The sequence below is a fragment of the Aeromonas sp. WP2-W18-CRE-05 genome (genome assembly GCF_014168615.1).
Lineage (GTDB): Bacteria > Pseudomonadota > Gammaproteobacteria > Enterobacterales > Aeromonadaceae > Aeromonas > Aeromonas caviae.
The window spans coordinates 2,006,999-2,032,192 of the sequence record NZ_AP021917.1 but is presented as its reverse complement, the minus strand read 5'-3'; the positions used below and the strand labels follow the sequence as shown (position 1 = coordinate 2,032,192).

Annotated in this window: 18 protein-coding genes; 4 read left to right on the top strand and 14 right to left on the bottom strand. The window is 64.8% G+C overall.

The features are described 5' to 3' along the window. Nucleotides 1-112 precede the first annotated feature (112 nt). Together H7R73_RS09610 and H7R73_RS09605 are read right to left on the bottom strand one after the other, a co-directional pair. Nucleotides 113-1,771, bottom strand: coding sequence for a fatty acid--CoA ligase (locus tag H7R73_RS09610; protein WP_103260314.1), 1,659 nt, complete (start codon nucleotides 1,769-1,771; stop codon nucleotides 113-115). A 59-nt stretch (nucleotides 1,772-1,830) separates the two neighbouring features. Beyond that, entirely contained in the window at nucleotides 1,831-2,412 is a 582-nt protein-coding gene (locus tag H7R73_RS09605) for an RBBP9/YdeN family alpha/beta hydrolase (RefSeq protein ID WP_103260315.1), read from the bottom strand. Between the two features lie 298 nt (nucleotides 2,413-2,710). Between H7R73_RS09605 and H7R73_RS09600 the strand changes: the two genes are divergently transcribed. Beyond that, nucleotides 2,711-3,763: an AraC family transcriptional regulator gene (locus H7R73_RS09600; protein ID WP_042882909.1), complete on the top strand. Its 1,053-nt coding sequence runs from the start codon at nucleotides 2,711-2,713 to the stop codon at nucleotides 3,761-3,763. Between the two features lie 238 nt (nucleotides 3,764-4,001). Here H7R73_RS09600 and H7R73_RS09595 read toward each other — a convergent pair whose 3' ends face one another. The 12 genes from H7R73_RS09595 to H7R73_RS09540 all read right to left on the bottom strand — a co-directional run bounded on the left by H7R73_RS09595 (nucleotide 4,002) and on the right by H7R73_RS09540 (nucleotide 19,943). Then, nucleotides 4,002-6,536, bottom strand: a complete 2,535-nt coding sequence (locus tag H7R73_RS09595; protein WP_182951681.1) for an efflux RND transporter permease subunit — start codon at nucleotides 6,534-6,536, stop codon at nucleotides 4,002-4,004. A 71-nt stretch (nucleotides 6,537-6,607) separates the two neighbouring features. Beyond that, nucleotides 6,608-7,693, bottom strand: coding sequence for a WD40/YVTN/BNR-like repeat-containing protein (locus tag H7R73_RS09590; RefSeq protein ID WP_042882806.1), 1,086 nt, complete (start codon nucleotides 7,691-7,693; stop codon nucleotides 6,608-6,610). Nucleotides 7,694-7,835: 142 nt separating this feature from the next. After that, nucleotides 7,836-9,197, bottom strand: a complete 1,362-nt coding sequence (locus H7R73_RS09585) for a DUF1329 domain-containing protein (RefSeq protein ID WP_231959455.1) — start codon at nucleotides 9,195-9,197, stop codon at nucleotides 7,836-7,838. 26 nt (nucleotides 9,198-9,223) lie between these two features. Next, a complete protein-coding gene (locus H7R73_RS09580) occupies nucleotides 9,224-11,155 on the bottom strand; it encodes a DUF1302 domain-containing protein (RefSeq protein WP_042016955.1) in 1,932 nt (643 codons plus the stop codon). A gap of 558 nt (nucleotides 11,156-11,713) precedes the next feature. After that, complete coding sequence (locus H7R73_RS09575; RefSeq protein ID WP_039038783.1) at nucleotides 11,714-12,343, bottom strand: CoA transferase subunit B; 630 nt, start codon at nucleotides 12,341-12,343, stop codon at nucleotides 11,714-11,716. 188 nt (nucleotides 12,344-12,531) lie between these two features. Next, a complete protein-coding gene (locus H7R73_RS09570; RefSeq protein WP_103260317.1) occupies nucleotides 12,532-13,233 on the bottom strand; it encodes a CoA transferase subunit A in 702 nt (233 codons plus the stop codon). A 195-nt stretch (nucleotides 13,234-13,428) separates the two neighbouring features. Next, nucleotides 13,429-14,448 carry a YeiH family protein gene (locus H7R73_RS09565; RefSeq protein WP_103260318.1) on the bottom strand — a complete coding sequence of 340 codons (1,020 nt, stop codon included), beginning with the start codon at nucleotides 14,446-14,448 and terminating at the stop codon, nucleotides 13,429-13,431. Further along, on the bottom strand, nucleotides 14,436-15,416 hold the full coding sequence (locus tag H7R73_RS09560) for a DsbA family protein (protein ID WP_103260319.1): 981 nt from the start codon (nucleotides 15,414-15,416) through the stop codon (nucleotides 14,436-14,438). Before H7R73_RS09560 ends, H7R73_RS09565 begins: the two co-directional genes overlap by 13 nt. Next, nucleotides 15,413-16,732, bottom strand: coding sequence for an MFS transporter (locus H7R73_RS09555; protein ID WP_103260320.1), 1,320 nt, complete (start codon nucleotides 16,730-16,732; stop codon nucleotides 15,413-15,415). Before H7R73_RS09555 ends, H7R73_RS09560 begins: the two co-directional genes overlap by 4 nt. A gap of 205 nt (nucleotides 16,733-16,937) precedes the next feature. Continuing rightward, a complete protein-coding gene (locus tag H7R73_RS09550; protein ID WP_039038787.1) occupies nucleotides 16,938-17,987 on the bottom strand; it encodes a 3-keto-5-aminohexanoate cleavage protein in 1,050 nt (349 codons plus the stop codon). Between the two features lie 52 nt (nucleotides 17,988-18,039). Then, nucleotides 18,040-18,888, bottom strand: a complete 849-nt coding sequence (locus H7R73_RS09545) for a TauD/TfdA dioxygenase family protein (protein WP_103260321.1) — start codon at nucleotides 18,886-18,888, stop codon at nucleotides 18,040-18,042. Nucleotides 18,889-18,962: 74 nt separating this feature from the next. Then, nucleotides 18,963-19,943, bottom strand: coding sequence for a quinone oxidoreductase family protein (locus H7R73_RS09540; RefSeq protein WP_103260322.1), 981 nt, complete (start codon nucleotides 19,941-19,943; stop codon nucleotides 18,963-18,965). Nucleotides 19,944-20,324: 381 nt separating this feature from the next. Between H7R73_RS09540 and prpB the strand changes: the two genes are divergently transcribed. The 3 genes from prpB (at nucleotide 20,325) to acnD (ending at nucleotide 25,123) form a co-directional block, all read left to right on the top strand. Further along, nucleotides 20,325-21,224, top strand: a complete 900-nt coding sequence (prpB, locus tag H7R73_RS09535; protein ID WP_103260323.1) for a methylisocitrate lyase — start codon at nucleotides 20,325-20,327, stop codon at nucleotides 21,222-21,224. Nucleotides 21,225-21,288: 64 nt separating this feature from the next. After that, nucleotides 21,289-22,446, top strand: a complete 1,158-nt coding sequence (gene prpC, locus H7R73_RS09530) for a bifunctional 2-methylcitrate synthase/citrate synthase (RefSeq protein WP_103260324.1) — start codon at nucleotides 21,289-21,291, stop codon at nucleotides 22,444-22,446. A 58-nt stretch (nucleotides 22,447-22,504) separates the two neighbouring features. Further along, the gene (acnD, locus tag H7R73_RS09525; protein WP_197971181.1) at nucleotides 22,505-25,123 is read left to right on the top strand and encodes a Fe/S-dependent 2-methylisocitrate dehydratase AcnD; all 2,619 of its coding nucleotides are present in this window, start codon (nucleotides 22,505-22,507) and stop codon (nucleotides 25,121-25,123) included. Nucleotides 25,124-25,194 lie beyond the last annotated feature (71 nt).

Here is a 25,194-nt window from a genome sequence, read left to right as displayed (position 1 = left end):
CTCTTGTGTGATAACTCAGTTATCGTAGTCAAGCCATGGCAGCCCGGCCAACAAGGCCCCTCAGACAGTGGGGATGACTGAGAGGCCGTCCTCTGGATCTATGACGGCGCCCTCAGTTCTCCACCGCCGGATGGCACTCGCGCTCCCGGATCAGCTTCTTGTTCACCTTGCCGACACTGGTCTTGGGGATCTCCTGCACTATGCGGATCTGGCGCGGAATGGCCCAGCGATTGATGCGACCACTGTCGACGAACCCCTGCAGGTGCGCCTTGATGGCCTGGGGATCCAGGTTCGTCCCCTCCTTGCCGACCACCAGGGCCAACGGGCGCTCCCCCCACTGCTCGTCCGGCACCCCCACTACGGCCACCGAATGCACCCCGCAATGGGCGCTGATGAGGCTCTCCAGCGCCAGCGAGCTTATCCACTCGCCACCTGTCTTGATCACGTCCTTGATGCGGTCCTTGATCTCCACCGTGCCGTCCGGGGTGATGGAGGCCACGTCCCCGGTGTGCAGCCAGCCGCCATCCCACAGCTCAGCCCCCTTGGCGGGCTCCTTCAGGTAGCCCTGGGCCAGCCAGGGGGCGCGCACCACTATCTCCCCCATGGCCTCACCGTCGTGGGGCAGATCCTTGCCCTCGGTATCGACGATGCGCAAGTCCACCAGGCCGATGGGCTTTCCGGTCTTGATCCGCAGCGGCAGTTGCTCCGCCATGGGCAGCGCCAGCTCCTCGGGAGCGAGGTGCACCACGCACAACAGCGGGCAGGTCTCCGACATGCCGTAGCCGGCGTGCACCCGTATCCCCTTCTGGCTCGCCTGGGTCGCCAGCCCGAGCGGCAGCGCACTGGCTCCCAGCAGCATCTTCCAGCCCTCGAACGAGGTCTGCCTGGCCTCCTCGCAGTCCAGGATCATCTGCAATATGGTCGGCACGCAGTGGGAGAAGCTCACCCCTTCGTCGCGATAGAGCTTGACCAGCTTGTTCGGCTCGTAGCGCCCCGGGTAGACCTGCTTCACCCCCAGCATGGTCGCCACATAGGGGACGCCCCAGGCATGGACGTGGAACATGGGTGTGATGGGCATGTAGACGTCGTCGGAGCAGAGCAGCGACTGGCCCGCATGGGCCGCCAGGGTGCCCAGCTCGTTGAGGGTGTGCAGCACCAGCTGGCGGTGACTGAAGTAGACCCCTTTGGGATCCCCGGTGGTGCCCGTGGTGTAGAACAGGGTCGCCACCGAATATTCGTCGAAGTCGGGGAAGTCGAACTGGTCGTCCGCCCCGGCCAGCAGCGTCTCGTACTCCCCGAGCAGGGGCAAACCGGTAGAGGGCGACTCCCCATCGGTCAGCCGGATGTAACCGCGCACCGTGGGCAGCTTCTCCTGAATGGAGTCCATCATGGGCAGGAAGTCGTCATGAACCAGCACCAGGTGATCCTCGGCGTGGTGCATGGTGAAGGCGATCTGCTCCGGCGACAGGCGCACATTCACCGTGTGCAGCACGGCGCCTATCATGGGTACCGCGAAGAAGCACTCGAGGGAGCGGTGGCTGTCCCAGTCCAGCAGGGCCACCGTGTCCCCCGGTCCAATGCCCGAGGCGGTCAACAGGTTGGCGAGGCGGTGGATGCGCTGATTGAGGGTGCGGTAGTCGTAGCGCAGCCGATCTGCGTAGACGATCTCCCGGCCCGGGTGATGGCGCCCCCCGGACAACAGCAGGCTCTTGATCAGCAAGGGATAAGCATGGGCTCCCTGGGCTGGCGGTATGATCCTTGTCTTCACCATACGGACTCCTTCCGATTCGTGTTTGGGCGCAGGGGAGCCGTCTCCCCTCACCATCTGAGTTAGCGGGCGTCGAGACGCCCGAGCAAGGCCTCGGCCTCTGGCCAGGGGCCAAATCCGCTCGCCGGATTGAGGTGTCCCACCGCCCCGGCATCCACCAGCTCGCTCCCCCACTCCCCGGCCAGGGCACGCACCGCCGCAGGGCTCGCCAGGGGATCGTTGTGACTCAGCACTACCAGACTCGGGAACGGCAGCGTCATACGGGGCAAGGGGTGCCAACCGCCGGCCGCCATGGCCTCCTTGCTGGGATAGTGGGAGGGCCAGTCGGCATCCAGATCCGGTGGCGTCACCAGCAGGGCGCCCTTTATCCTGGGCTGACTGACAGCGCCGTACTGGGCAGCCCAGTGGGCCACCATCAGCACCCCGGCGCTGTGGGCCACCAGGATCACCGGGCCCTCGATGGCGGCGATCGCCGACTCGATGGCCTCGACCCTGGCCTGGCAGTTGAGCTTGTCCGAGGCGAGCGGCGGCACCGTCACCACCTTGTCAAGCCTCTCGGCGAGCAGGGTCTGCCAGTGATCCGCCACGTGTTCACGCAGGCCGGGCACGATCAATACGGTGGCCTCGGGCTGACATTCCTTCATGTATCTTCCCCTGTTCAGGCGCTCCGGCGACGGCCGGATGACATCGGGACCACAGTAAGGTGCCGGGCCCCCGGCTGCTTTACCTTGGATGCCATGAAGTTGTCTTTTTGCGACAGAGACTCGGCCGGACAAGGCGGCGATCGCTGGGCCTGGATGCCATCGGAAGCGGACTGTGAGCGAGCTCACCCCCTGGGATCTGCGACTAACAGATAGGTTAATAAGCCTTCCCATGATGTAAGCGAAATGATAAAAAACGGTTAACAACCAGCAGATGAGCTGTCGCCATGGGAACTGCATCATGACCCTTCTTGCCAGAGCCGCTACCCTCACCAACTACCTCGATGTCGCCCGCCAACTGGGCCTCAATACCCCCCACCTGTTGTCGCAAGCCGGCCTCAGTGCCTCCATTCTGGATGTGCCCAATCAGCGCATCCCGGTCTCCACCATCATCAACTTGCTGGAGCTCACCGCCCGCACCGGCGACTGCCAGAGCCTGGGGCTGCGCATGGCGGAGCATCGCCAGCTGTCGGACTTTGGCGAGGTGAGCCTGCTGCTGAGCTATCAGCCCAACCTGCGCGAGGGCTTGCAGGTGATGGTGCAATACATCCATCTGTTCAATAACGCCCTGGCCATCTTCATCGAGGAGGCGGGCAAGGCGGTGATCATTCGCGAGGAGATCATCACCGACGCCCCCATGCCCTCGCGCCAGGCCACCGAGCTTGCTGTCGGCGTCATGTATCGCTTCTGCGCGGCCCAGGTCGGGGTCGGGGCGAACTGGCATCCCATCAGCGTCAACTTCACCCATGACGCGCCGGCGGATCTCTCCATCCACAAGCGGCTGTTCGGCTGCAAGCTGGAATTTGGCAGCGAGTTCAACGGCATCGTCTGTCAGTCAGCGGATCTGGACATCCCCAACCCCCTGGCCAACCAGGCCATGGCCCGCCATGCGCGCCAGTACCTCGACACCCTGCTGGTGGAGACCCAGCAATCCCTGATGACTGACGTGCGCAAGGCCATCTACCTGCTGCTGCCCATGGGGCGCGCCACCATAGAGCAGATAGCCCGCACCCTGGGCATGAACGTGCGCACCCTGCAGCGCCATCTGGAGGAGAGCGGTGCCACCTTCAGCGAGCTGGTCAACGACGTGCGCCGGGATCTGGTGATGCGTTATCTGCAAAACTCCGGCTATTCGCTGGGCCACATCGCCGACATGCTGGGTTACTCCATGCCGAGCTCCTTCACCCGCTGGTTCAACGCCCAGTTCGGCATGCCGCCCGCCACCTGGCGCTCCCGCCACAAGGGCGTGCCCAAGGTGACCCAGAGCGCGCACACCAGCCTTGCCTACGGCTAGACCCCATTCCTTCGCCAGACGTTGAATTAAAGAGGGAGGCTGCGGCCTCCCTCTTTGCATTCCGCTTTCCATCATGTGGGGCACTCGCCATCGACAGCGAAACGAGTGGGATGCCATGAAAGCCAGCAGCGCGACACTCCCGCATCCCTTTGCCATCCAACCCGGCCCCTCAACAGATCACGCCAAAAAAGAAGAGGGAGGCTTGTCGCCTCCCTCTTCACATCTCGGCTTGCCGCCCCTAGCGGACATCGGCCGGCAGCTGTTCCGCCTTCATCCTCCCCTGGGGCGCGGAGGCGTCGACGCTCGCACGGGGCGCAGCAGCCTTCTCAACGGCTTCGGCCAGAGCGGGCTGGGTGCCGCGCAGCAGGAAGTAGGAGAGTGCCGACACCCCTATCAGGGCCCCCAGCATGTTCCACAGGAACATGAAGGTGAGCAGTATGCCCATGTCGGCCTGGAACTTGATGGGGGACCAGACCCAGCCCACCACGCCGGCGGCCAGGGTGATGCCCACCAGCCCCACCACCCGGCCGGTGAAGGCCACGGCCTGGCGATAGGACTCCACCAGCGACATGCCCTGGCGTTGATGGTGCAACTGCACGCTCAGCAGGTAGAGCGCGTAGTCCACCCCGATGCCGACCCCGAGCGCAATCACCGGCAGGGTCGCCACCTTGACGCCTATCCCCATGAAGACCATCAGCGCCTCGCACAGCACAGAGGTGAGCATCAGTGGCACCAGGGCCACCACGGTCGCCCGCCAGCTGCGGAAGGTGATGAGGCAGAAGACGGTCACCGCCAGGTAGACGTAGAGCAGCATGGTGCGGTTCGCCTCGTGCACCACCAGGTTGGTGGCCGCCTCGATGCCCGCCGAGCCCGCGGCCAGCAGGAACTGGCGATCCGGCGACGAGTTCTCCCGGGCAAACCGCTCGGCGATGGCCACCACGCCGCTCAGGGTCTCGGCCTTGTGATCCCTCAGGTAGGCGATCACCGGCATCAGGGAGCAGTCGGTGTTGAACAGCTCGGGGCTGTTGACCGAGGCCTGCTGGGCCGCGTAGTTCAACACGTTCTGGTTGCGCTGGATGCTGGCGAGCCTGGGGTTGCCCTCATAGGTGCCGGCGGTGATCTGGCGCACCGCATTGACCAGGGAGCTGGTGGCCTGCACCCCGGGATGCTGCTGCAGCTCCCAGCCCAGGCGATCCGCCAGGATCAGGGTCTGGTAATTGAGACACCCCTCCGGCGCCGTCTTGATCATCACCGCGAACAGATCGCTCGAGAGCGCATAGTGGCTGGTGATGTAGCCGTTGTCCTTGTTGTAGCGCGAATCGGCGCGCAGCTCGGGTGCGCCGCTGTCCAGATCGCCAATCTTGAGGTGCAGGCTGACCAGGTAGCCGCCGATCCCCATGGCCAGGCCCAGCAGCACCACAAAGGTGGCCCACTTGCGCTCGGTGCAGCGGTCCAGCAGCGTCCAGAGCCTGCCGAAGCCCTGGTTGGCGGCGGCGTTATTTTCAATGGCCAGCGCCCGCTCGGCCGCCTTGTGGCCCACTCCCACATAGGAGAGCGCCACCGGCATCAACAGCAGGGAGGTGAAGATGAGCACCGCCACCCCGATGCTGGCGGTGATGGCGAGATCCTGAATGACCGGGATGTCGATCAGCATCAGCACCGCGAAGCCCACCGCATCGGCGAGCAGCGCCGTGACTCCGGCCAGGAACAGCCGGCGGAAGGTGTAGCGCGCGGCGATCAGGCGATGGGTGCCGCGGGCGATGTCCTGCATGATGCCGTTCATCTTCTGGGCCGCGTGGGAGACCCCGATGGCGAAGATGAGGAAGGGCACCAGCACCGAATAGGGATCGATGGCGTAGCCGAGCCAGGCGACGAGGCCGAGCTGCCACACCACGGCGATCAGCGAGCAACCCACCACCAGCAGGGTGCTGCGCACGCAGCGGGTGTAGAGGAAGATGATGAGAAGCGAGGTCGCCACCGCCAGGGCGAAGAACATGATCACCTGAATGAGGCCATCGATGAGATCGCCGACCAGCTTGGCAAAACCGATGACCCGGATCTTGTACTGACCCGTCCCCTCCTCTCCCGCCTTGTGGGGCTTGCCGTCGAACTCGATCTGGCTGCGCAACGTCTCGATGCGCTGGGAGAACTCGTGATAGTTGAGGGGCTTGCCGGTGGCCGATGCCTTGTCAAGCAGGGGCACGATCAGCATGGTGGATTTAAAATCGCTCGCCACCAGGCTGCCGACGATACCGGCCCGGTTGATGTTCTGGCGCAACTGCTCGATGTCGGCGGGCTTGCCCTGATAGGCGTCCGGCATCACGGGGCCGCCCTGGAAGCCCTCCTCGGTCACCTCGGTCCAGCGCACCGCCGGACTCCAGAGGGACTTCATCCAGGCGCGGTCCACCCCCTCGGTGAGGAACAGCTCGTCATTGACCCGCTTGAGCACGCCAAGATAGCCGGGATCGAAGATGTCCCCTTGGGTGTTCTCCACCACCACCCGCACCGAGTTGCCGAGGCCACGCAGGGACTGGCGGTTCTCCAGGAAGTTTTTGATGTAGGGCTGGCTCTGGGGGATCATCTTCTCGAAGCTGGGCGCCAACGCCAGGCGAGTCGTCGCCATGTAGCCAAACACCAGGGTCGCCAGCGTCATCACTAGCATGAACAGCGCTCTGTGGTTGAACACCAGCCGCTCCAGCAGGTTGCCGGAGCGCCTGTCGAACTGCGCCAGCTCGCGGATCACCGGCATCGCATCTTGCTTCACATGGCCCATGTCTGGATCCTCGTTATCGTTATTGGGCCGTCATCCGGTGACGGCCTGATTTGGCAATACTTGTGACCGCCTTAATTCACCGCCAGGGTGCGCACACCGCGGCTGCCCACCAGTGCCAGGGTGCCCTGGGGCGTCAGCAGGGCGCCCGCCACCGGGGATGGCTCGGCCAGGGGTTCCAGAGTCAGCGGCTCGTTGCCCCGTTGCCGCAGCATATGGCCGGCCTGGGTAAAGAGGCGGAACTGGCCATCTGCCCCCTGCATAGCAGTGCTGAGGCTGATGGGCAGCGGACTGGCCAGTCTCGCCCAGTGCTGGCCGCCATCCGTGCTGCGATAGGCATGGCCCCGCAGCCCATAGACCAGCAGCTCGCCGGGCCGACCGATGAGGCCGAAGAAGCTGCCGTCATAGGGGCTTGGCAGTGAGACGAAGCGCTGCGTCCCCGGATCCCACTTGCGCAGCAAGCCCTGCTCGCCGGCGAGATAGAGGCTCTCCCCGGCCAGGGCGATGGCATTGAGATGCAGCCCATCCGGGTTGTCGGTGCGATCCTGCATCGGCGTCCAGTGCTGACCGCCATCCTGGGTGCGCAGAATGAGGTTGAACACCCCGACCACGTAGCCAACCCTGTCGTCTTGGAACCAGACGTCGAGCAGGGGCTTGTCGGCCCCCTCCTCCACCAGGCGCTGGCCCTCTTCCACCAACGCGGCCCACTGCTCGTTGTCCGGCTCGGACTGGGCCTTGGCCGAGTAGTATTGCAGCACCAGGTCGCCTATCTGGCGGCCATCCAGCTGTTTCTGCCAGCTGGCGCCACCGTCCTGGCTGTGCAGGATGACCCCGTCCCCCCCCACGGCCCAGCCCTGCTCGGGACTGGGGAAGACGACGGCATTGAGATCCGAGCTCACCGGCACCCTGGCCTGCTGCCAACCCTTGCCTTCGTCGTCGGAGTAGAGGATGTGACCCCGCTGCCCCACCGCCACCAGCCGGCTGCCGGCACGGGCCAGATCCAGCAAGGGGCTCTGCTTGGCCAGCGCGCTCGGCTTGGCCGGCAAGTCCAGCACGTCCACATAGGCCGTCGCCGCCGTGATCGTCTCCGCGCTCTGCGCGGGCCCTGCCATCAGCAGGGCGCCGCACAGCCAGGGCGCCAACTTGTTGAATGAACCCATACCACTTCCTTGTCTTCAAAACCCATCGGATGGTCGCAACAACCCCACCCCGGCCCTCCCCTTGGCAAGGGGAGGGCGCACTTCACTCCTCCCCCTTTCGAAGGGGGAGGCCGGGAGGGGGGTCAGTGGAGATCATCAATGCTTAGCGGATACCCGCGCCCGCCAGGGACTCCGGTGACCACTTCGCCTTGGACAGCGAATCGCCGTACTTGATGCCGCCATGGGGTCCCACCACGCCGTTGATGTTGTAGGTCCCCGCCACCAGGTCATAGATCATGAAGGGGGTGGCATCCGGGGTCTGCTTGTCGTAGCTCTGGCTCAGGAAGGCGAAGGAGCCGCGATAGAGCTGACCACGGGCGTCGTACTGATCCGAGGCCAGGGCCACCCAGCTGTCTTCGTCCAGATAGAAGCGACGCTTGGCATAGATGTGGCGCTCGCCGGCCTTGAGGTTGCCCTCCACCACCCAGACCCTGTGCTTCTCCCAGCGCACGTGATCCGGCGACAGGAAGTTCGGGGTGGTCAGCGCCCGGGCATCGGGCTCATAGGTCAGCTTGTAGGTGTTGTAGGGAACTATCATCTCCTGCTTGCCCACCAGCTTCCAATCGAAGCGGTCCAGCGCGCCGTTGAAGACGAAGACGTCGTCATAGGTGCCGGCGCCCGAGGTGCCCGGGTTCGGGGTATCGTAGGCCAGGTTCGGTGCCAGCTTGACCCGGCGCTGCCCCGGCAGGTACTGCCAGGCCTTGCGCGGCTGCTCAAGGGGGTTGGCGGCATCGCGCAGCATGATGGCTTCACCGGCACGGCGGGCGGGCCCGGTGTAGTAGAGCTTCATCTGGTAGTAGGTGTCCTTGGCCGCGATGGGCTTCTTCATGTCCTCGTAGATGGCGTAGTTGATGAACGCCTGCCCCGTGGTGGAGAGCGCCGCTACCCCGGCGGAATCGACGTTCCAGGAGTCGTATTTGGTGGCGATGTTCACCCCCTGGTAGCGCAGCAGGAAGTTCCACATCGCCTCGGCGCCGGTCTGCGGGATCGGGAAGGGAATGCCCGGCAGCACCTGATCCACCGCCATGCCCCCTTCCAGGGTCTTGGCGTTCAGGGCGTTCTGCCTGGTGTTGTCCAGCACCGCCTGGGGCAGCGCCACGCTGCGGTGAGTCGGGTAGACATCGACTCTGAAGTCCGGGAAGCGGCTCAGCAACTCGGCGGTGGTGGCGGTCAGCTCACCCTTGTACTTGGCCACGTTCTTGCCGTCGATCACCAGCTGCGGCTTGTCGCCCGCATAAGGATCCGGGCGCATGCTGTCACCGGCCTTGAAGCCGGCGGGCGCCGTGGTCAGGCCGCCGGTATAGGCGGGGATGGAGCCGTCGGCGTTGGCCGCGGCATCGGCGCCGACCTGGGTCAGGCTGGTGCCCAGCTTGCCCGCTTCGCTGGCGGAGACGGCCGCCTGGGCCTGACTGGTGAAGGCCAGGGCGAGGGACAGGGCCAGCATGGTCTGTTTATGTTTCATCATCTTGTTCTCCGACTCGGTCGCTTGACTCAATAAGTGGTCTTGAGGGTCAGGTAGACGGCCCCTCTGTCTTCCGTGGTGGCGCCGCCACCGGAGAAGGAGGAGTAACCGCCGGCATAACAGGTGTTGCGCTGGGTCGCATCCAGGGCGTTGGGGGTGGAGCCATCGGTGGCGCCGTCGTTACAGTCGGCAGACTTGCCGAAGGAGTCCACGTACTTCAGATCGACGAAATACTGGTTGTAGATGGTAGCGCCGAGGCCAAGGGCGTAGTTGCCGGTGTCCTTGGCACCGCCGCCCTGCACGGGAGACACCCCCGCCAGGCCGAGGTTGACCGACAGCGGCATGCTCATGTCCACGCCGGGGAACACCTGATACCAGGTCGGGGTGAAGTTGATCGCCAGGCCCCAGTTGTCGGTGGTCGACTTGTCGAGCCCCTGGTAACTGTCCTCGCCCTTGTAGAGCGCCTTGTTGTGATCGTTGAGGCTCAGCAGGTTGCTGTAGTAGAGCTCGGCCAGCAGGGCGGCACCGTCGAACAGCGGGGTGTCGGCCATGGTCATCAGGCCGTTGAGGGTCCAGTGCAGGGTCTCGCCGGTGGCGCTGTAACCGTCGCTGTCGTCGGTGATCACCCCGGTGCTGTCATTACGGGCAGGCAGCGCACCGAGCCCCTGTTTCAGCCCGAGTGGACCCGAGGCACTCAGCAGCGCCGGGATGCTGGAGAGGGGCATGTTGTGGCGATAGTTCAGATCGCTGCCCACGCTGACCCCGGCGATGTCCTTGGACAGGCTCAGACCCAGGATGTCGATGTCCTCGCCGTAGGCCAGGGAATAGCTGGTGTTGGCAATCGAGTTACGCAGGTTGGGAATAGCCCCGGCCGGCAGGGGATTCGTCCCGCGGACGCTCAGACCACGGGCGTCCAGTACCGCCTGGGGCAGGATGTCGGCGGTGCGACGGTAGTATGCCCCCAGGGTGGCATCCAGCGCCTCGGGGGACCACTTGGTCATGAAGCCCCAGTCACCGTGCTTGCCCGGCTCTATGTCTGCCCCGCGGCGGATGTTGCTCAGGGTGCCGTTCGGCCCGGCGAGGCCCGGGCCACCGGTGTGACCCAGCAGGAAGGCGCGGGCACCGTAGCCCACCAGATCGGAGCCACCGTAGAAGGTGCCGGCCTCCGGCAGACGGGCCGCGTCCCAGTCGAAGAAGTACTGGGCGGCGAAGGTCCACTCCGGGTTCAGGGTGAAGGAGGCGGAGATCTGCTTGCGGGGCATGAACAGCTCTTTTGCCTCGGTGCCCGGGGACGCCGCGAGCTTGGCGAGATCCAGGCCAGACTGGCCGTAGCTGATGGAGTGCACCGGGTTGAGCAGGGTCTCGCCCCAGAAGATGTTGTGCTGGCCTATCTTGACGCCGAGCAGCGACTCGTCACCTATCTCCATGTTGTGGAACACGAAGGCGTCGAGGATCTCGCCGGAGGGGCCGTTGTAGTAGCGATCGGCATAATCGCTCAGCCCCGGCTGGCCAAACATGGTCGACCTTGCGGGGTTGGCGCCCCAGCCCGGGATGCCGGAGGCATCACCGTTGTTGTTCAAAAAGGGGTTGTCGCTCGCGCCGACGTCGTCATAGGCATAGTCGTACCAGCTCGCCGCACTGATGCGAAAACCGGTATTGCCCTTGTTCACCACGTCCAGCTCGGTCAACAGATCGAAGCGGGTGGTGACGGTGTCGCCGGCATCCTTGAAGTTGTAGTCCCCATCGTTGCTGTTCGGGGTGGCGAGCATCCGCTCGTCGGCGCTCTCGGTGCGCATGCCGTAGTTGAACTTGCCGGTGTTGTCGAAACGCACTGACCACTCTTCACTGTCCGTGTCGATCTCGACCGCCTGAGCGGTGGGCAGGAGCACGGCCGCAATGGCCGTCGCCAGCAGGCTGAGGCGCAGGGCACCGCAACCATGACTCGTGTGCTTGTAATCCATTACAGTCTCTCCGAGTGTCGTCATCTGTTGTTTGTTGTTCTGTGTCTAGTCGCCGTTTCCGTTGGCTTTATTGTCTGGCTTTATTGTCTGGCTTGTTGCTTGGCTTCTTGCCTGGCTGTTGTGCCAGTGTCGGCGCTTCCCTTGGGGATGAGGGGGCGCTCTGTTTGCCTCCTCCCCTTGCGGGTTCCTCCCCCGGGTGCGCTCTGTGTTGTTGCTACCGACTCTACGGCCAGCCCAACCCCCTTGCTTGCCATTGAACGTCAGCCACTTTTCATTTGATGACAGGGAGTGGCGGCGCCGAACAAGCGGCGCGAAAGGGGTGTCGGACGGCATCCGCGCAGGGATTCTCGGGGCTCAGCCAGGGACCATGGTGAAGGACAGGGGTCCGCCAAGGGGCTGGCGTGTCCAGTGAGTGGGTGGGTGATGGCAGTCTGTTATCGGGGCGAGAGGCAGCAGGCAGAGCATCTGCGCCATCACGGAGAGCATAAAAGCGGCGGAGCAGGCCCAAGCATCCTCACTCCGCCGTGAAAATGGCCGACGAGTCGGCCCACACGCGATTCAGCGGCAGATGCGGCAGCCGGTGGCGGCCTGCAACTGCTCAAATTCGATGCCGGGGGCCAGCTCCACCAGCTTGAGGCCGCTTGGGGTCACGTCCAGCACGGCGAGATCGCTGATGATGCGATCCACCACCCCGACCCCGGTCAGGGGCAGGTTGCACCACTCCAGTATCTTGTGCTCACCGTTCTTGGCGCAGTGCTCCATCAGCACCACCACCCGCTTGACCCCGGCCACCAGATCCATGGCCCCCCCCATCCCCTTGACCAGCTTGCCGGGGATCATCCAGTTCGCGAGATCCCCGCGTTCCGAGACCTGCATGGCCCCGAGCAGCGCCAGGTTGATGTGGCCACCGCGGATCATGCCGAAGCTCTCGGCGCTGTCGAAGAAGCTGCTGCCGGGCAAGGTGGTGATGGTCTGCTTGCCGGCGTTGATGAGATCGGGATCCAGCTCCTCTTCACTCGGGAAGGGGCCTATGCCGAGCAGGCCGTTCTCGCTCTGCAGCCACACCTCCATGGCATCCGGGATGTAGTTGGCCACCAGAGTCGGCAGGCCGATGCCGAGGTTCACATAGAAGCCGTCCTGCAGCTCCTTGGCGGCGCGCTGCGCCATCTCTTCACGGGTCCAGGCCATGACTTAGCTCCTTACTGCAGGCTGTTGAAAACAGGAAGCCACCGGCAGTTCCTGGGTGATGCACAGCGCCATCTCTTCACGGGTCCACGCCATGTTATCTGCTCCTCAGCGCGCAATGTTGAATACAGGAAGCCACCACCAGCGCCTGGGTGATGCACAGCGCCCTCTCTTCACGGATCAAAACCATCTTATTTCTTCTCCATGACGGTGCGCACTTCGATGCGTTTCTCGGGATTGGGGTTGTGCACCAGCCGCTGCACATAGATGCCGGGCAGGTGGATCTCGTCCGGGGCCAGCTCCCCCACCTCGACGATCTCCTCCACCTCGGCCACGCAGACCCGGCCCGCCTTGGCGCAGAGCGGGTTGAAGTTGCGCGCCGTCTTGTTGAACATCAGGTTGCCCGCCTTGTCGGCCCTGGCGCCCTTGATGATGGCGAGATCCGCGGTGAGGGATCGCTCCATCACGTACCAATCCCCATCGAACTGACGGGTCTCCTTGCCCTCGGCGATCAGGGTCCCGTAACCGGTGCGGGTGAAGAAGGCCGGAATGCCGGCGCCGCCGGCGCGAAGCTTCTCGGCGAGCGTCCCCTGGGGGGTGAACTCCAGCTCCAGCTCCCCGGCGAGGTACTGGCGCTCGAACTCCTTGTTGCCCCCCACGTAGGAGGAGATCATCTTCTTGATCTGGCGGCTGTGGAGCAGAGGCCCAAGGCCGAACTCGTCCACCCCGCAGTTGTTGCTGATGATGGTTAAGCCGCGTTTGCCGCTCTCCTGCAGCGCCTCGATAAGCTGCTCCGGGATGCCGCACAGGCCGAAGCCCCCCGAGGCGATGGTGATGTCGTCCTGCACCAGATCGCTAAGAGCGGCCTGGGCGCTGGGGTAAACCTTGTTCATAAATACCTCTTTCGGCTAGTCCATTGGCCACGGGGGCGCGTTCGTTTATTGCGGTTTTTCTGATTGATCTCGTATCGCGATCGTCCGATTACGCCGCTACGCGGCTAATCGAACCTACGCAGTCAATTGAGTTGGTAGGTTCGGGTAGCGAAGCCTATTCGGACGTTCGCGGCATTCATGACATTCCTGATATGCCTAAGGCTTGATGCCCCAATGCATCAGGGTCAGCACCAGGGCGACCAGGAAGGCGGTCTCCCCCACCATCAGCAGGATGGGTTTGATGCCGACCGCCGCCAGCTCCTTGAGCTGGGTCTTCATGCCGATGGCGGCGATGGCGATCACCAGGCACCAGCGCGACAGCTCGTTGACCCCCCCCTGAACCAGGGCGGGCACCCAGCCTGTGCTGTTGATGCAGGCCAGCACCAGGAAGCCGACCGCAAACAGGGGCAACAGGGGTGGCCGCTTGCCGGACGCGGGATCCGCCCCCTGCATCCGGGTGATCATGGCGGCGACCAGGATCACCGGCAGCAGCATGGCGACCCGCATCAGCTTGACCACTGTGGCCACGTCCCCGGTCTCGGTGGACATGCTGTAGCCGGCCCCCACCACCTGGGCGACGTCGTGAATGGTGGCACCGAGAAAGACCCCCGCCTCCACCGGCGTCAACTCGAAGAAGCGAGCGATCATGGGGTAGAGGATCATCGCGAGCGTCGAGAGCACCGACACCCCGATCACCGTGAACAGGGTGGCGCGCTCCTTCTGGGGATGGTTCGGCAGGGAGGCGGCCAGGGCCAGGGCGGCGGAGGCACCACAGATGGCGGTAGCGCCCCCGGTCAGCATGCCGAACAGGCGCTGGAAGCCCATCGCCTTGGCCACCACCACCGACAGGCTGATGGTCACCACCACCAGGGTGACCACCAGCAGCACCAGCATCCAGCCCAGTTCGGCGATCTGGCCGAGGGTGATGCGCATGCCGAGCAGGGCGACCCCGATGCGCAAGACGCTGCGCGCCGTGAACTCGATGCCCGCCTTGCAGCTTCCCTCGCCGCTGAGGAAGTTCAACCCCATGCCGAGCAGCAGGGCGAACAGCAGCACGGGGGCGCCGTAGTGCTCCGACAGGAAGGTGGCGGCGGCCGCCACCGTGATGCTGACCGCCATGCCGGGGGCCAGTGTCCGCACCCGCTGGAAGCGATCCGTCATGGTCAGGGTGAGCATGGGATGGCCTCCTGGGACTCGATGACGATGGACAACCCCTCCCCCGCCGGCTCGACCGGGTAGCGGCGCACCCTGAGCTGGGTCGAGTTCAGCAGCAACCCGGTCGTCAGGTTGAAACGCAGACCGTGGGCAAGGCACTGGATCACCTCCCCCTCCAGCCGGCCGCCGCACAGGGACGCCCCCTGGTGGGGACAGCCGTCATCGATGGCATGGAAACGGCCATCGACGTTGAACAGCACCAGGCTCTTGCCCGAGTCCTCGATGAGGACGCGCTGGCCCGGCGCGGGCACCCGCTCGGCCGGCACCAAGACTCGCGCCTGCGCCCGGGTCATCGCCGCGACGGCCTGGTGCAAGCCGGCAAGCAACTGCGCCACGGGCTGGGCACCGCTGAGGACGCGCCCCTTCCCCAGCACGAAGCTGGGCACCCCCTGCCGAGCCGCCTCTGGCTGATCGCAGAAAAAGGGGGTTCCGTCTCCCTGCAGGCTGCCCACCAGATCGGCAGGCGAGAAGCCCACCGCCTCGGCCAGCCCCAGCAAGGTAGCACCATCCCCCAGATCCCCGCCGTGCAGGAAGTGGCAGGCAAACAGCCACTCCAGCAGACTCTCCAACTGCGCCGGCGATCCCAGCTGGCAGGCCCGTTGCCACAGGCGGTGGGCATCGGCCGTGTTCGGCATACGGGGGATCTTGTCAAAGTCCAGCTCAACGCCGACGCTGGCCGCCGCCTGCCGCACCTGAGCCTGGCGCAGGCGCACCCCCTGTTCGCTGCCAAGGCGCCGCAGATAGAAGGCGTGAAAATCCTCCCCCTGCATCGGCAGCGCGGGCAGCAGTTGCACCCCGCGCCAGCTCACATCGACCCGCACCTCGGGCCGCTCCACCCGCAGCTGGGCCAGCGCCTCATCCAGTTGACGCTTGCCGATGAGGCACCAGGGGCAGATGAAATCGAAATAGACCTCGATGCTGAGCCTCATGCCCTCACCTCGCTGCCCTGGGGACCGGCGACGACCTGGCGGGCGTCCCCTTCAATCCTGGCCACGTCCTTGTGGTAGTGGCGCTTGCCGTCGAAGAAGACCGCAGCCGCCGCGACGCTGATGAGGGGCACCAGCTGGAAGGCGTTGTCCAGCCCGATGTGATCGGACACCTTGCCGGTGATAAAGGGACCGGGGGCCAGCCCCAGCAGGTTGTTGGCAAGGGTCAGGGTCGCAAACGCCGTACCGTGCACGCTGGCGTGGGTGAGATTGGCCACCATGGCGCCGGCGGGGCCCGAGGTGCCGGTGGCGATGAACATCCCCAGACCGATCAGCACCAGCTGGGGGAAGCCGGCCGGCAGGGCAAACGCCAGGGAGAGCAGGAGACAGCTGCCGAGGCAATAGGCGATGGCGAGGCTTATCTTGCGATCCGGCCGGTTGCGGCACAGCCGATCGCTCAGCATGCCGCACAGGATCATGCCGGCACCGCTGCACAGCACTATGATGGCGGCCATGAGTCCCGCCTTGTCCGTGTCCAGCCCGTAGTAGCGGTTGAAATAGCTCGGCATCCAGACGATGACGGTGCCGCCGACGAACAGCTGCAGGCCGCTGCCCACGTAGGCCGAGATCACCGAACGGCTGGAATAGAGGCTGCGCAGGGGGTTGCGGCCCGCCTTGCTGCCCTGGGCCGCCCGGCTGGCCTGGGAGATCCGCGCCTCCTTGACGATGAGGGGATAGATGGCCGCCAGCACCAGACCGAACAGGGCCATGCCGGCGAAGGCCCAGCGCCAGCCGAGGAGATGCGCCAGCACGCCCCCGCAGGCCATGCCGAGCACAGAGCCGAACATGCCGCCGGAGATGAAGGCGCCGGAGAGGGTGGCCCGCATCTCCCGCGGGAACACCGAGACCACCACGGCGATGCCGACACTGCCGTAGGCGGCCTCCCCCACTCCCACCAGGAAGCGGGCGATAAACATCTGCTCGTAGTTCTGGGCCAGGGCGCAGCCCAGGGTCGCCAGGCTCCAGAGCGCGGCCATCATGGCCAGGCTCTTGACCCGGCCGAACCGGTCCGCCAGCAGGGAGAGCGGGAAGGTGAGCAAGCCGACCATGAGCGCGACTATGCCGCTGAGCAGGCCGAGCTGGGTGTCGGAGAGTGCCCACTCCCCCTTGAGCATGGGGAAGACGGCGTTGAGCACCTGGCGCGACATGTAATCGGAGATGAGCAGACCGAAGGTCAGCGCAAACACTATCCAGGCATAACGACGGGGCACGGCAACCTTGCCGGCCTCGGGGTCGTCATCGATATGAAACGTAGCCATACATTCCCTCGCGCTACTGCAAATTGGGTTGGGTATTCGGTCAACCAGCCGGTGGAAAGTCCCCCGGCCAGACAATATTGATTCATCACTCAGTTGCCCTGCGTGCTGCATAGTGCAAGGCGCACCGCCGTTTGGCAAACAGGTTCTTAGGGCGCTTGGCTTGGGGGCCTTGCGCCCTGACACGCAGATCTGCGTGGGTATTACATCACTTCTTCAGGAAGCCCTGCTGACCGCCCTTTGGATTCGGGGCGAAGCCGTTGGCTGCAAGGGTTTCTTCAACCGTCTCATAGAAAACACCGATTTTGAGGATCTCGCGGGCTTCCTTACCGTTGGCAACTGGACGGCCGATCTCTTTGGCAAGGCGCACCAACTGTTCGATCTGCTCGACGGAGGTCATCTTACGCGAACGGTCCTGGGTCCAGAGGTTATCCTCAATACCGCAGCGCACGTGCAGGCCCATCGCCATGCCCATCAGGTTGATTGGCAGGGTGTTGAGCATGGAACTTTCCACCGTCAGCATGGTGCCGTCAGGAATGGCGCGCAGGAAGTTGGCCATGCTGTAGATATGCGGCTGGTCCATGCCACCGCCAATCGCCACCCAGTTGCATACCAGCGGACCCTTATAGACACCGCGGCGGATCAGCCGCTCCACCGACTCGTAGCTGTTGATGTTGTAAAACTGGAAGGCACTCTGGATGCCGGCGGCACTCAGACGCTTGACGTGCTCCTCGATGAAGCCAGGGCCGGAGGGCACGATCATCTCGCGGTAGGCTTCGTAGGTATCGGTCCCCATAGAGGTGCCGGCGTAGTCACGCTTATCCATCTGCTCGACCACGTTCATCTGCGTGGTGTTCACGGTCACAGTGACTTGGTCGGGTTTGGGCTCGAGTTCGGCGAGCATGTGCCGAGTGTCGTCATGCAGCCACTTGGCGGCCGCGCCATCTTCTGGCGGCGCGAAGGAGATAGAGCCGCCGACCTGGATGATCATGTCCGGCACGGCCTTGCGCACACCAGCGATCAGTTCGTTGAACATCGACAGGCGCTTGGAGCCCTTGCCGTCCAGTTCACGCACGTGCAGGTGCAGTACGGCGGCGCCCGCTTCGTAGCAGTCGACCGCTTTCTGGATCTGCTCTTCCATGGTCACCGGGATGTCTTCCGGATAGTCAGAAGGGAACCATTCAGGGCCATACGGGGCTACGGTAATAACCAACTTGTCCTGATTTTCAGGGAAGAGAGAACCGTCAAGGAAGTTCATGTCTATTGCCTCAAGTTATTGAAAATTAGCGGTATCACTGGGATGTTACGACTCAGTAAGGCGTGTCGCCCATGATCCCGGCCCGCTCCATCTTGCGATGGCAGGGGGCGTAATCCATGGCGGCGTAGTGCTGGGTGCTGCGGTTGTCCCAGATGGCCACACTGCCCGGTTGCCAGCGCCAGCGCACCTGGAACTCGGGGATATAGGCCTGGCTGATGAGGTAGCGCAGCAGATCGCTGCCCCCCATGGTGTAGTCCTGGCCGACACGGACATTCGCCGGGGTGTGGTAGTTGGTGAAGTGGGTCGCGAAGGCGTTGACGAACAGGATCTTCTCGTCGGTCTCCGGGTGGGTGCGCACCACGGGGTGCTCGGCGTCCGGGAACATGGCCTTCAAGGCGAGCCGCTTCTCCATCGGCATGGCCGCCCCGAAGCTCGCCTCTATACTGTGGCGGGCGCGCAAGCCGGCGATCTTCTGCTTGATCTCCTCCGGCAGCGCGGCGTAGACCGCCGCCATGTTGGCCCAGAGGGTGTCGCCCCCCACCGGCGGGCACTCCACGCAGCGCAGCACGCAGCCCATGGGCGGTTGCTCGCGCCAGGTGGCGTCGGTGTGCCAAGCGTTCTCGTAGCGATCGTTGGGCACCTCCGGCGACTTGTAGATGCGCACCAGGCCGGGGTGATCCGGATCGCTGCCCGCCACCGGGTGATCCTCCAGCTCGCCGAAACGGCGGGCGAAGGTCACGTGATCGGCGCGGCTCATCTCCTGATCCCGCAGGAACAGCACCTTGTGCCTGAGCAGCTGGGCACGGATCTCGGCAAACAGCCCTGCGTCGTGGGCCGCATCCGCCAGCTGGACGCCGCTCAGTTCGGCGCCGATATGGCAGGTCAGTTGTTCTACACGCATGTCTCTCTCCCTGAATGACAAGTCGGTGCGCTCAGGCGCCGCCATCGAGTGCGGGCTGGCCTGAGATCCTTGGCCTAGATGATGAACACGGAGGAGCCCGTGGTCTGGCGCGACTCCAGATCCCGGTGGGCCTGCGCCGCGTCCTGCAGCTCGTACTTCTGGTTGACCTCGATCTTGATCCGCCCGCTGGCCACGTGATCGAACAGCTCGCCGGCCAGGGCCTCCTTCTCGGCCGGGTCGGCGATGTAGTCCGCCAGGGCCGGTCGGGTCAGATAGAGGGAACCCTTCATGGCCAGCAACTGGGGGTTGAAGCCGTCGATGGGGCCGGAGGCGGTGCCGACGCAGACCATGAGGCCGCGGCGTTTGAGGGAATCAAGCGAGCCCAGGAAGGTGTTCTTGCCGACGCTGTCAAACACCACGTCAACCCCGGCGCCGCCGGTCAGGGCGCGCACCCGGGTCGCCACATCTTCCCGGCTGTAGTCGATGGTGAAGTCGCAGCCGTGGGCACGGGCCAGCTCGGCCTTGGCGCCGCTCGAGACGGTGCCTATCACCGTCAGCCCCAGCAGCTTGGCCCACTGGGCGACGATGAGGCCGACCCCGCCCGCCGCGGCGTGCAGCAAGATGCTGTCACCGGGTTTGAAGTCGTGGATGCGGCGCATCAGGTAGGCGGAGGTGAGGCCGCGCATGGTCATGGCGGCGGCGGTCTCGCAGGAGATGCTGTCCGGCAGGCGAATGAGCGGCGCGGCCGGGATCAGGCGCTCGGTCGAGTAAGCGCCGAGTGTATTGATGAAACCGGTGTAGGTGACGCGATCGCCGACGTCGACGTTGGTGACGCCCTCGCCCACCGCCTCCACCACCCCGGCCGCCTCGACGCCGAGGCCATTGGGCATGGGGATGGGGTAGGTGCCGTTGCGAAAATAGGTGTCGGCATAGTTGAGGCCGACCGCGGCGTGGCGCAGGCGCACCTGGCCAGGCCCGGGCTCGCCCACCGCCACTTGTTCGTAGCGCAAGACCTCGGGGCCCCCGGTTTCATAAAAGCGAATGGCGTTGGCCATGGCGGTTCTCCAGATTCATTCGTGGGTGAAAACATCGTCCAGAGTGAATCTAGGGATTAACGTAAACGTCCGCTTTGCATCGGGCGACAGCCACTTTTCATCTCATGACACCCCCCTTCGAATCCGTTGCCCCCCCTCGGGGAAGAGGCCAGAATCGGCCCTGTTCCCCCATGACGGCGAGGTGACAGTGGCCGGGCATGAATCAAATTGGGAAGCTACTTGATTGAATTACATGAAGTTATACAGGAAGCAACCGCTGGTGCCCGCCCATTGACGGGCCTTGGACTTAAGCATGATTGACGTTAACGTCAACGTAGTGTGAGATGAACCTGTTCACAGCCAGCATCCGCAGCAGACAAGCACCCCATGAAAGGAGTCACAATGTCCAACCTATCCCCCTCGGCCGGCACGCGTTTTCGCACCGCCCTGGCCAATGAGAAGCCCCTGCAGATCGTCGGCACCATCAACGCCTACATGGCGCTGATGGCCGAGCGCAGCGGCTTCAAGGCCCTCTACCTCTCCGGTGCCGGGGTGGCCAACGCCTCCTTCGGCCTGCCGGATCTCGGCATGACCTCCATGAACGACGTGCTGATCGATGCCGAGCGCATCACGGCCGCCACGCAAGTGCCGCTCCTGGTGGATATCGACACCGGATGGGGCGGTGCCTTCAACATCGCCCGCACCGTCCGCGCCTTCGAGCGCGGCGGGGTGGCCGCCGTCCACATGGAGGATCAGGTGGCCCAGAAGCGTTGCGGCCACAGGCCCAACAAGGCCGTGGTCTCCCTGTCCGAGATGGTGGACAGGATCAAGGCGGCGGTGGATGCCCGCCAGGACGAGAGCTTCGTCATCATGGCCCGCACCGACGCCCTGGCGGTGGAAGGACTGGGCTCGGCCCTGGAGCGGGCCGCCGCCTATGTGGAGGCCGGTGCCGACATGATCTTCGCCGAGGCGGTCACCGAGCTGGATCAGTACGATCGCTTCAAGCAGGCGGCCGGGGTGCCCATCCTCGCCAACATGACCGAGTTCGGCAAGACCGAGCTGTTTGACAAGGAGGCGCTCGCCGCCCACGGCGTGGACATGGTGCTCTACCCCCTGAGCGCCGCCCGCGCCGCCAACCAGGCCGCCCTCAATGTTTATCAGACGCTTCGCCGTGACGGCCACCAACGCGCCGTGGTCGACACCATGCAGACCCGGGAGTCCCTCTACGATTTTCTCGGTTACCACCACTACGAGCAGACCCTGGACAGGCTGTTCACCCAGGATCTGTCGACCAAGGAATAAGACGGCGACCAGCCGCCTCATGCTGGCGGCTGGCGCTTCAACGGACTGAATGAGGAAACATGTGATGAGCGCCCTGCCCGAAACCACCGGCTTCAAGCCGAAGAAATCCGTCGCCCTCTCCGGCACCGCCGCCGGCAACACGGCCCTGTGTACCGTGGGCCTCTCCGGCAACGACCTGCACTACCGTGGCTACGACATCCTGGACGTGGCCACCAGCTGCGAGTTTGAAGAGATAGCCCACCTGCTGGTGCACGGCCATCTGCCCAATGTGGCGGAGCTTGCCGCCTACAAGGCCAAGCTCAAGGCCCTGCGCGGCCTGCCCACCGGGGTCAAGACCGCCCTGGAGCAGCTGCCCCCGAGCGCCCACCCCATGGACGTGATGCGCACCGCCGTCTCCGTGCTGGGGTGTCTGTCGCCGGAGAAGGACGATCACAACCACCCGGGCGCCCGGGACATCGCCGACAAGCTGATGGCCTGCTTAGGCTCGGTGCTGCTCTACTGGTACCACTTCAGCCACAACGGCAAGCGCATCCATGTGGAGACCGACGATGACTCCATCGGCGGTCACTTCCTGCACCTGCTGCACGGCGAAAAGCCACGGGACTCCTGGGTGCGCGCCATGCACACCTCCCTCATCCTCTACGCCGAGCACGAGTTCAACGCCTCCACCTTCACCGGCCGCGTCATCGCCGGCACCGGCTCGGACATGTTCTCCTGCATCACCGGCGCCATCGGCGCCCTGCGCGGGCCCAAGCACGGCGGCGCCAACGAGGTGGCGTTCGAGATCCAGAAGCGCTACGAGAATCCGGACGAGGCGGAGGCCGACATTCGTGCCCGCATCGAGAAGAAGGAGGTGGTCATCGGCTTCGGCCACCCGGTCTACACCGTCTCCGATCCCCGCAACAAGGTGATCAAGGAGGTGGCCCGCGCCCTCAGCCAGGAGCAGCACAACACCAAGATGTTCGACATCGCCGAGCGGCTGGAGTCCACCATGTGGGAGGCCAAGAAGATGTTCCCGAACCTCGACTGGTTCAGCGCCGTCAGCTACCACATGATGGGCGTGCCCACCGCCATGTTCACCCCGCTGTTCGTCATCGCCCGCACCTCCGGCTGGTCGGCCCATGTCATCGAGCAGCGCATCGACGGCAAGATCATCCGCCCGAGCGCCAACTACGTCGGCCCGGAAGATCTGGTGTTCGTCCCGCTCAAGGAGCGCAAGTGATGAACAACGCCCACTATCCCGCCCGCGTGCACGCCGAGAAGAATCAGGAGCGCAAGTGATGATCAACGCACAATACCGCAAGCCCCTGCCCGGCACGGCACTGGACTACTTCGACGCCCGTGCGGCGGTCGAAGCCATCCAGCCCGGCACCTGGGACAAGCTCTCCTACACCGCCCGCGTCCACGCCGAGAACCTGGTTCGCAAGTGCGATCCGGCCATCCTCACCGAATGCCTCGGCCAGATCGTCTTCGGCAAGCGTGAGCGCGACTTCCCCTGGTTCCCGGCCCGCGTGGTCTGCCACGACATCCTGGGCCAGACCGCCCTGGTGGACCTGGCGGGCCTTCGCGACGCCATCGCCGAGCAGGGAGGAGATCCCGCCCAGGTCAACCCCGTGGTGCCGGTGCAGCTTATCGTCGATCACTCGCTCGCCGTCGAGTGTGGCGGCTTCGATCCCCAGGCGTTCGAGAAGAACCGCGCCATCGAGGATCGCCGCAACGAGGATCGCTTCCACTTCATCAACTGGACCAAGCAGGCATTCAAGAACATCGAGGTGATCCCGCCAGGCAACGGCATCATGCACCAGATCAATCTGGAGAAGATGTCCCCGGTCATCCACGCCGATCGCGGCCTGGCCTACCCGGATACCTGCGTCGGCACCGACAGCCACACCCCCCACGTGGATGCCCTCGGCGTCATAGCCGTGGGCGTGGGCGGGTTGGAAGCCGAGAACGTGATGCTGGGGCGCGCCTCCTGGATGCGGCTGCCAGAGATCGTCGGCGTCGAGCTCTCCGGCAAGCCGCAACCCGGCATCACCGCCACGGATCTGGTGCTGTCGCTCACCGAATTCCTGCGCCAGCAGAAGGTGGTCGGCGCCTATCTGGAGTTCCGTGGCGAGGGCGCCGCCGCCCTGACGCTGGGCGACAGAGCCACCATCTCCAACATGGCGCCGGAATATGGCGCCACCGCGGCCATGTTCTTCATCGACGGCCAGACCATCGACTACCTGAAACTGACCGGCCGTGACGACGAGCAGGTCAGGCTGGTGGAGACCTACGCCAAGGAGGCGGGCCTCTGGGCCGACGCCTTGGTGGACGCCCAGTACGAGCGCGTGCTGCACTTCGATCTCGCGACCGTGGTGCGCACCCTGGCGGGCCCCTCCAACCCCCATCGCCGCCTGCCGGTATCGGCATTGGCCGAGCGCGGAATCGCGGTGGACCTGGACAAGGCTCGTGCCCAGGAGGCGGACGGCCTCTTGCCCGATGGCGCCGTCATCATCGCCGCCATCACCAGTTGCACCAACACCAGCAACCCGCGCAACGTGATTGCCGCAGGCCTCCTGGCCCGCAACGCCAACCGGCTCGGCCTGATGCGCAAGCCCTGGGTCAAATCCTCCCTCGCCCCCGGATCCAAGACGGTCGCGCTTTACCTGAAAGAGGCGGGGCTGATGGATGAGCTGGCACAGCTCGGCTTCGGCGTCGTGGCGTTTGCCTGCACCACCTGCAACGGCATGTCCGGTGCCCTGGATCCCGCCATCCAGCAGGAGATCATCGAGCGGGACCTCTACGCCACGGCGGTGTTGTCGGGCAACCGCAACTTCGACGGCCGCATCCATCCCTATGCCAAGCAGGCGTTTCTCGCCTCCCCCCCCCTGGTGGTGGCCTACGCCATCGCCGGCACCATCCGCTTCGACATTGAAAAAGATGTGCTGGGGGTGGTGGACGGTCAGGAGATTCGCCTCAAGGATATCTGGCCGTCTGATGAAGAGATCGACGCCGTGGTCAAGGCGTCGGTCAAGCCGTCCCAGTTCCGCCAGGTCTATATCCCCATGTTCACCCAGGAAGAGGATCAGGGGCCCAAGGTGACGCCCCTGTACGACTGGCGTGCGCAGAGCACCTATATCCGTCGCCCGCCTTACTGGGAGGGGGCACTGGCGGGCGAGCGCACCCTGCGCGGCATGCGGCCCTTGGCGCTGTTGCCGGACAACATCACCACAGACCACCTCTCCCCTTCCAACGCCATCCTGCCGGGCAGCGCGGCGGGGGAATACCTGGCGAAGATGGGCCTGCCGGAGGAGGACTTCAACTCCTACGCCACCCACCGCGGCGATCACCTGACCGCCCAGCGCGCCACCTTCGCCAACCCCCAACTGGTCAACGAGATGGCGGTGGTCAACGGGGCGGTGAAGAAGGGATCCTTGGCCCGGGTCGAGCCGGAAGGCCGGGTCATGCGGATGTGGGAAGCCATCGAAACCTACATGGAGCGCAAGCAGCCGCTCATCATCGTCGCCGGCGCCGACTACGGTCAGGGTTCGTCCCGTGACTGGGCGGCCAAGGGGGTACGGCTGGCCGGGGTGGAGGTGATCGCGGCAGAAGGCTTCGAGCGCATCCACCGCACCAACCTGATCGGCATGGGGGTGCTGCCGCTCGAGTTCAAGCCGGGCACCACCCGGCTGACCCTTGGCCTGGATGGCACCGAGACCTACGACGTGGTGGGAGAGCGCCAGCCGCACACCGATCTCACCCTGGTGATCCGCCGTCGCAGCGGCGAAGTGATCCAGGTGCCCATGACCTGCCGCCTCGACACCGCCGAGGAGGTCTCGGTCTACGAGGCAGGTGGCGTGCTGCAGCGCTTCGCACAGGACTTCCTGGCGTCGACGGCGCACAAGGCCGCCAGCTAAATCGCAACCCCGCTCCGCCCCTTTGAAAAAGGGGAAGGCATAAAGCACCCTCTCTCTTTGGGAGAGGGTTG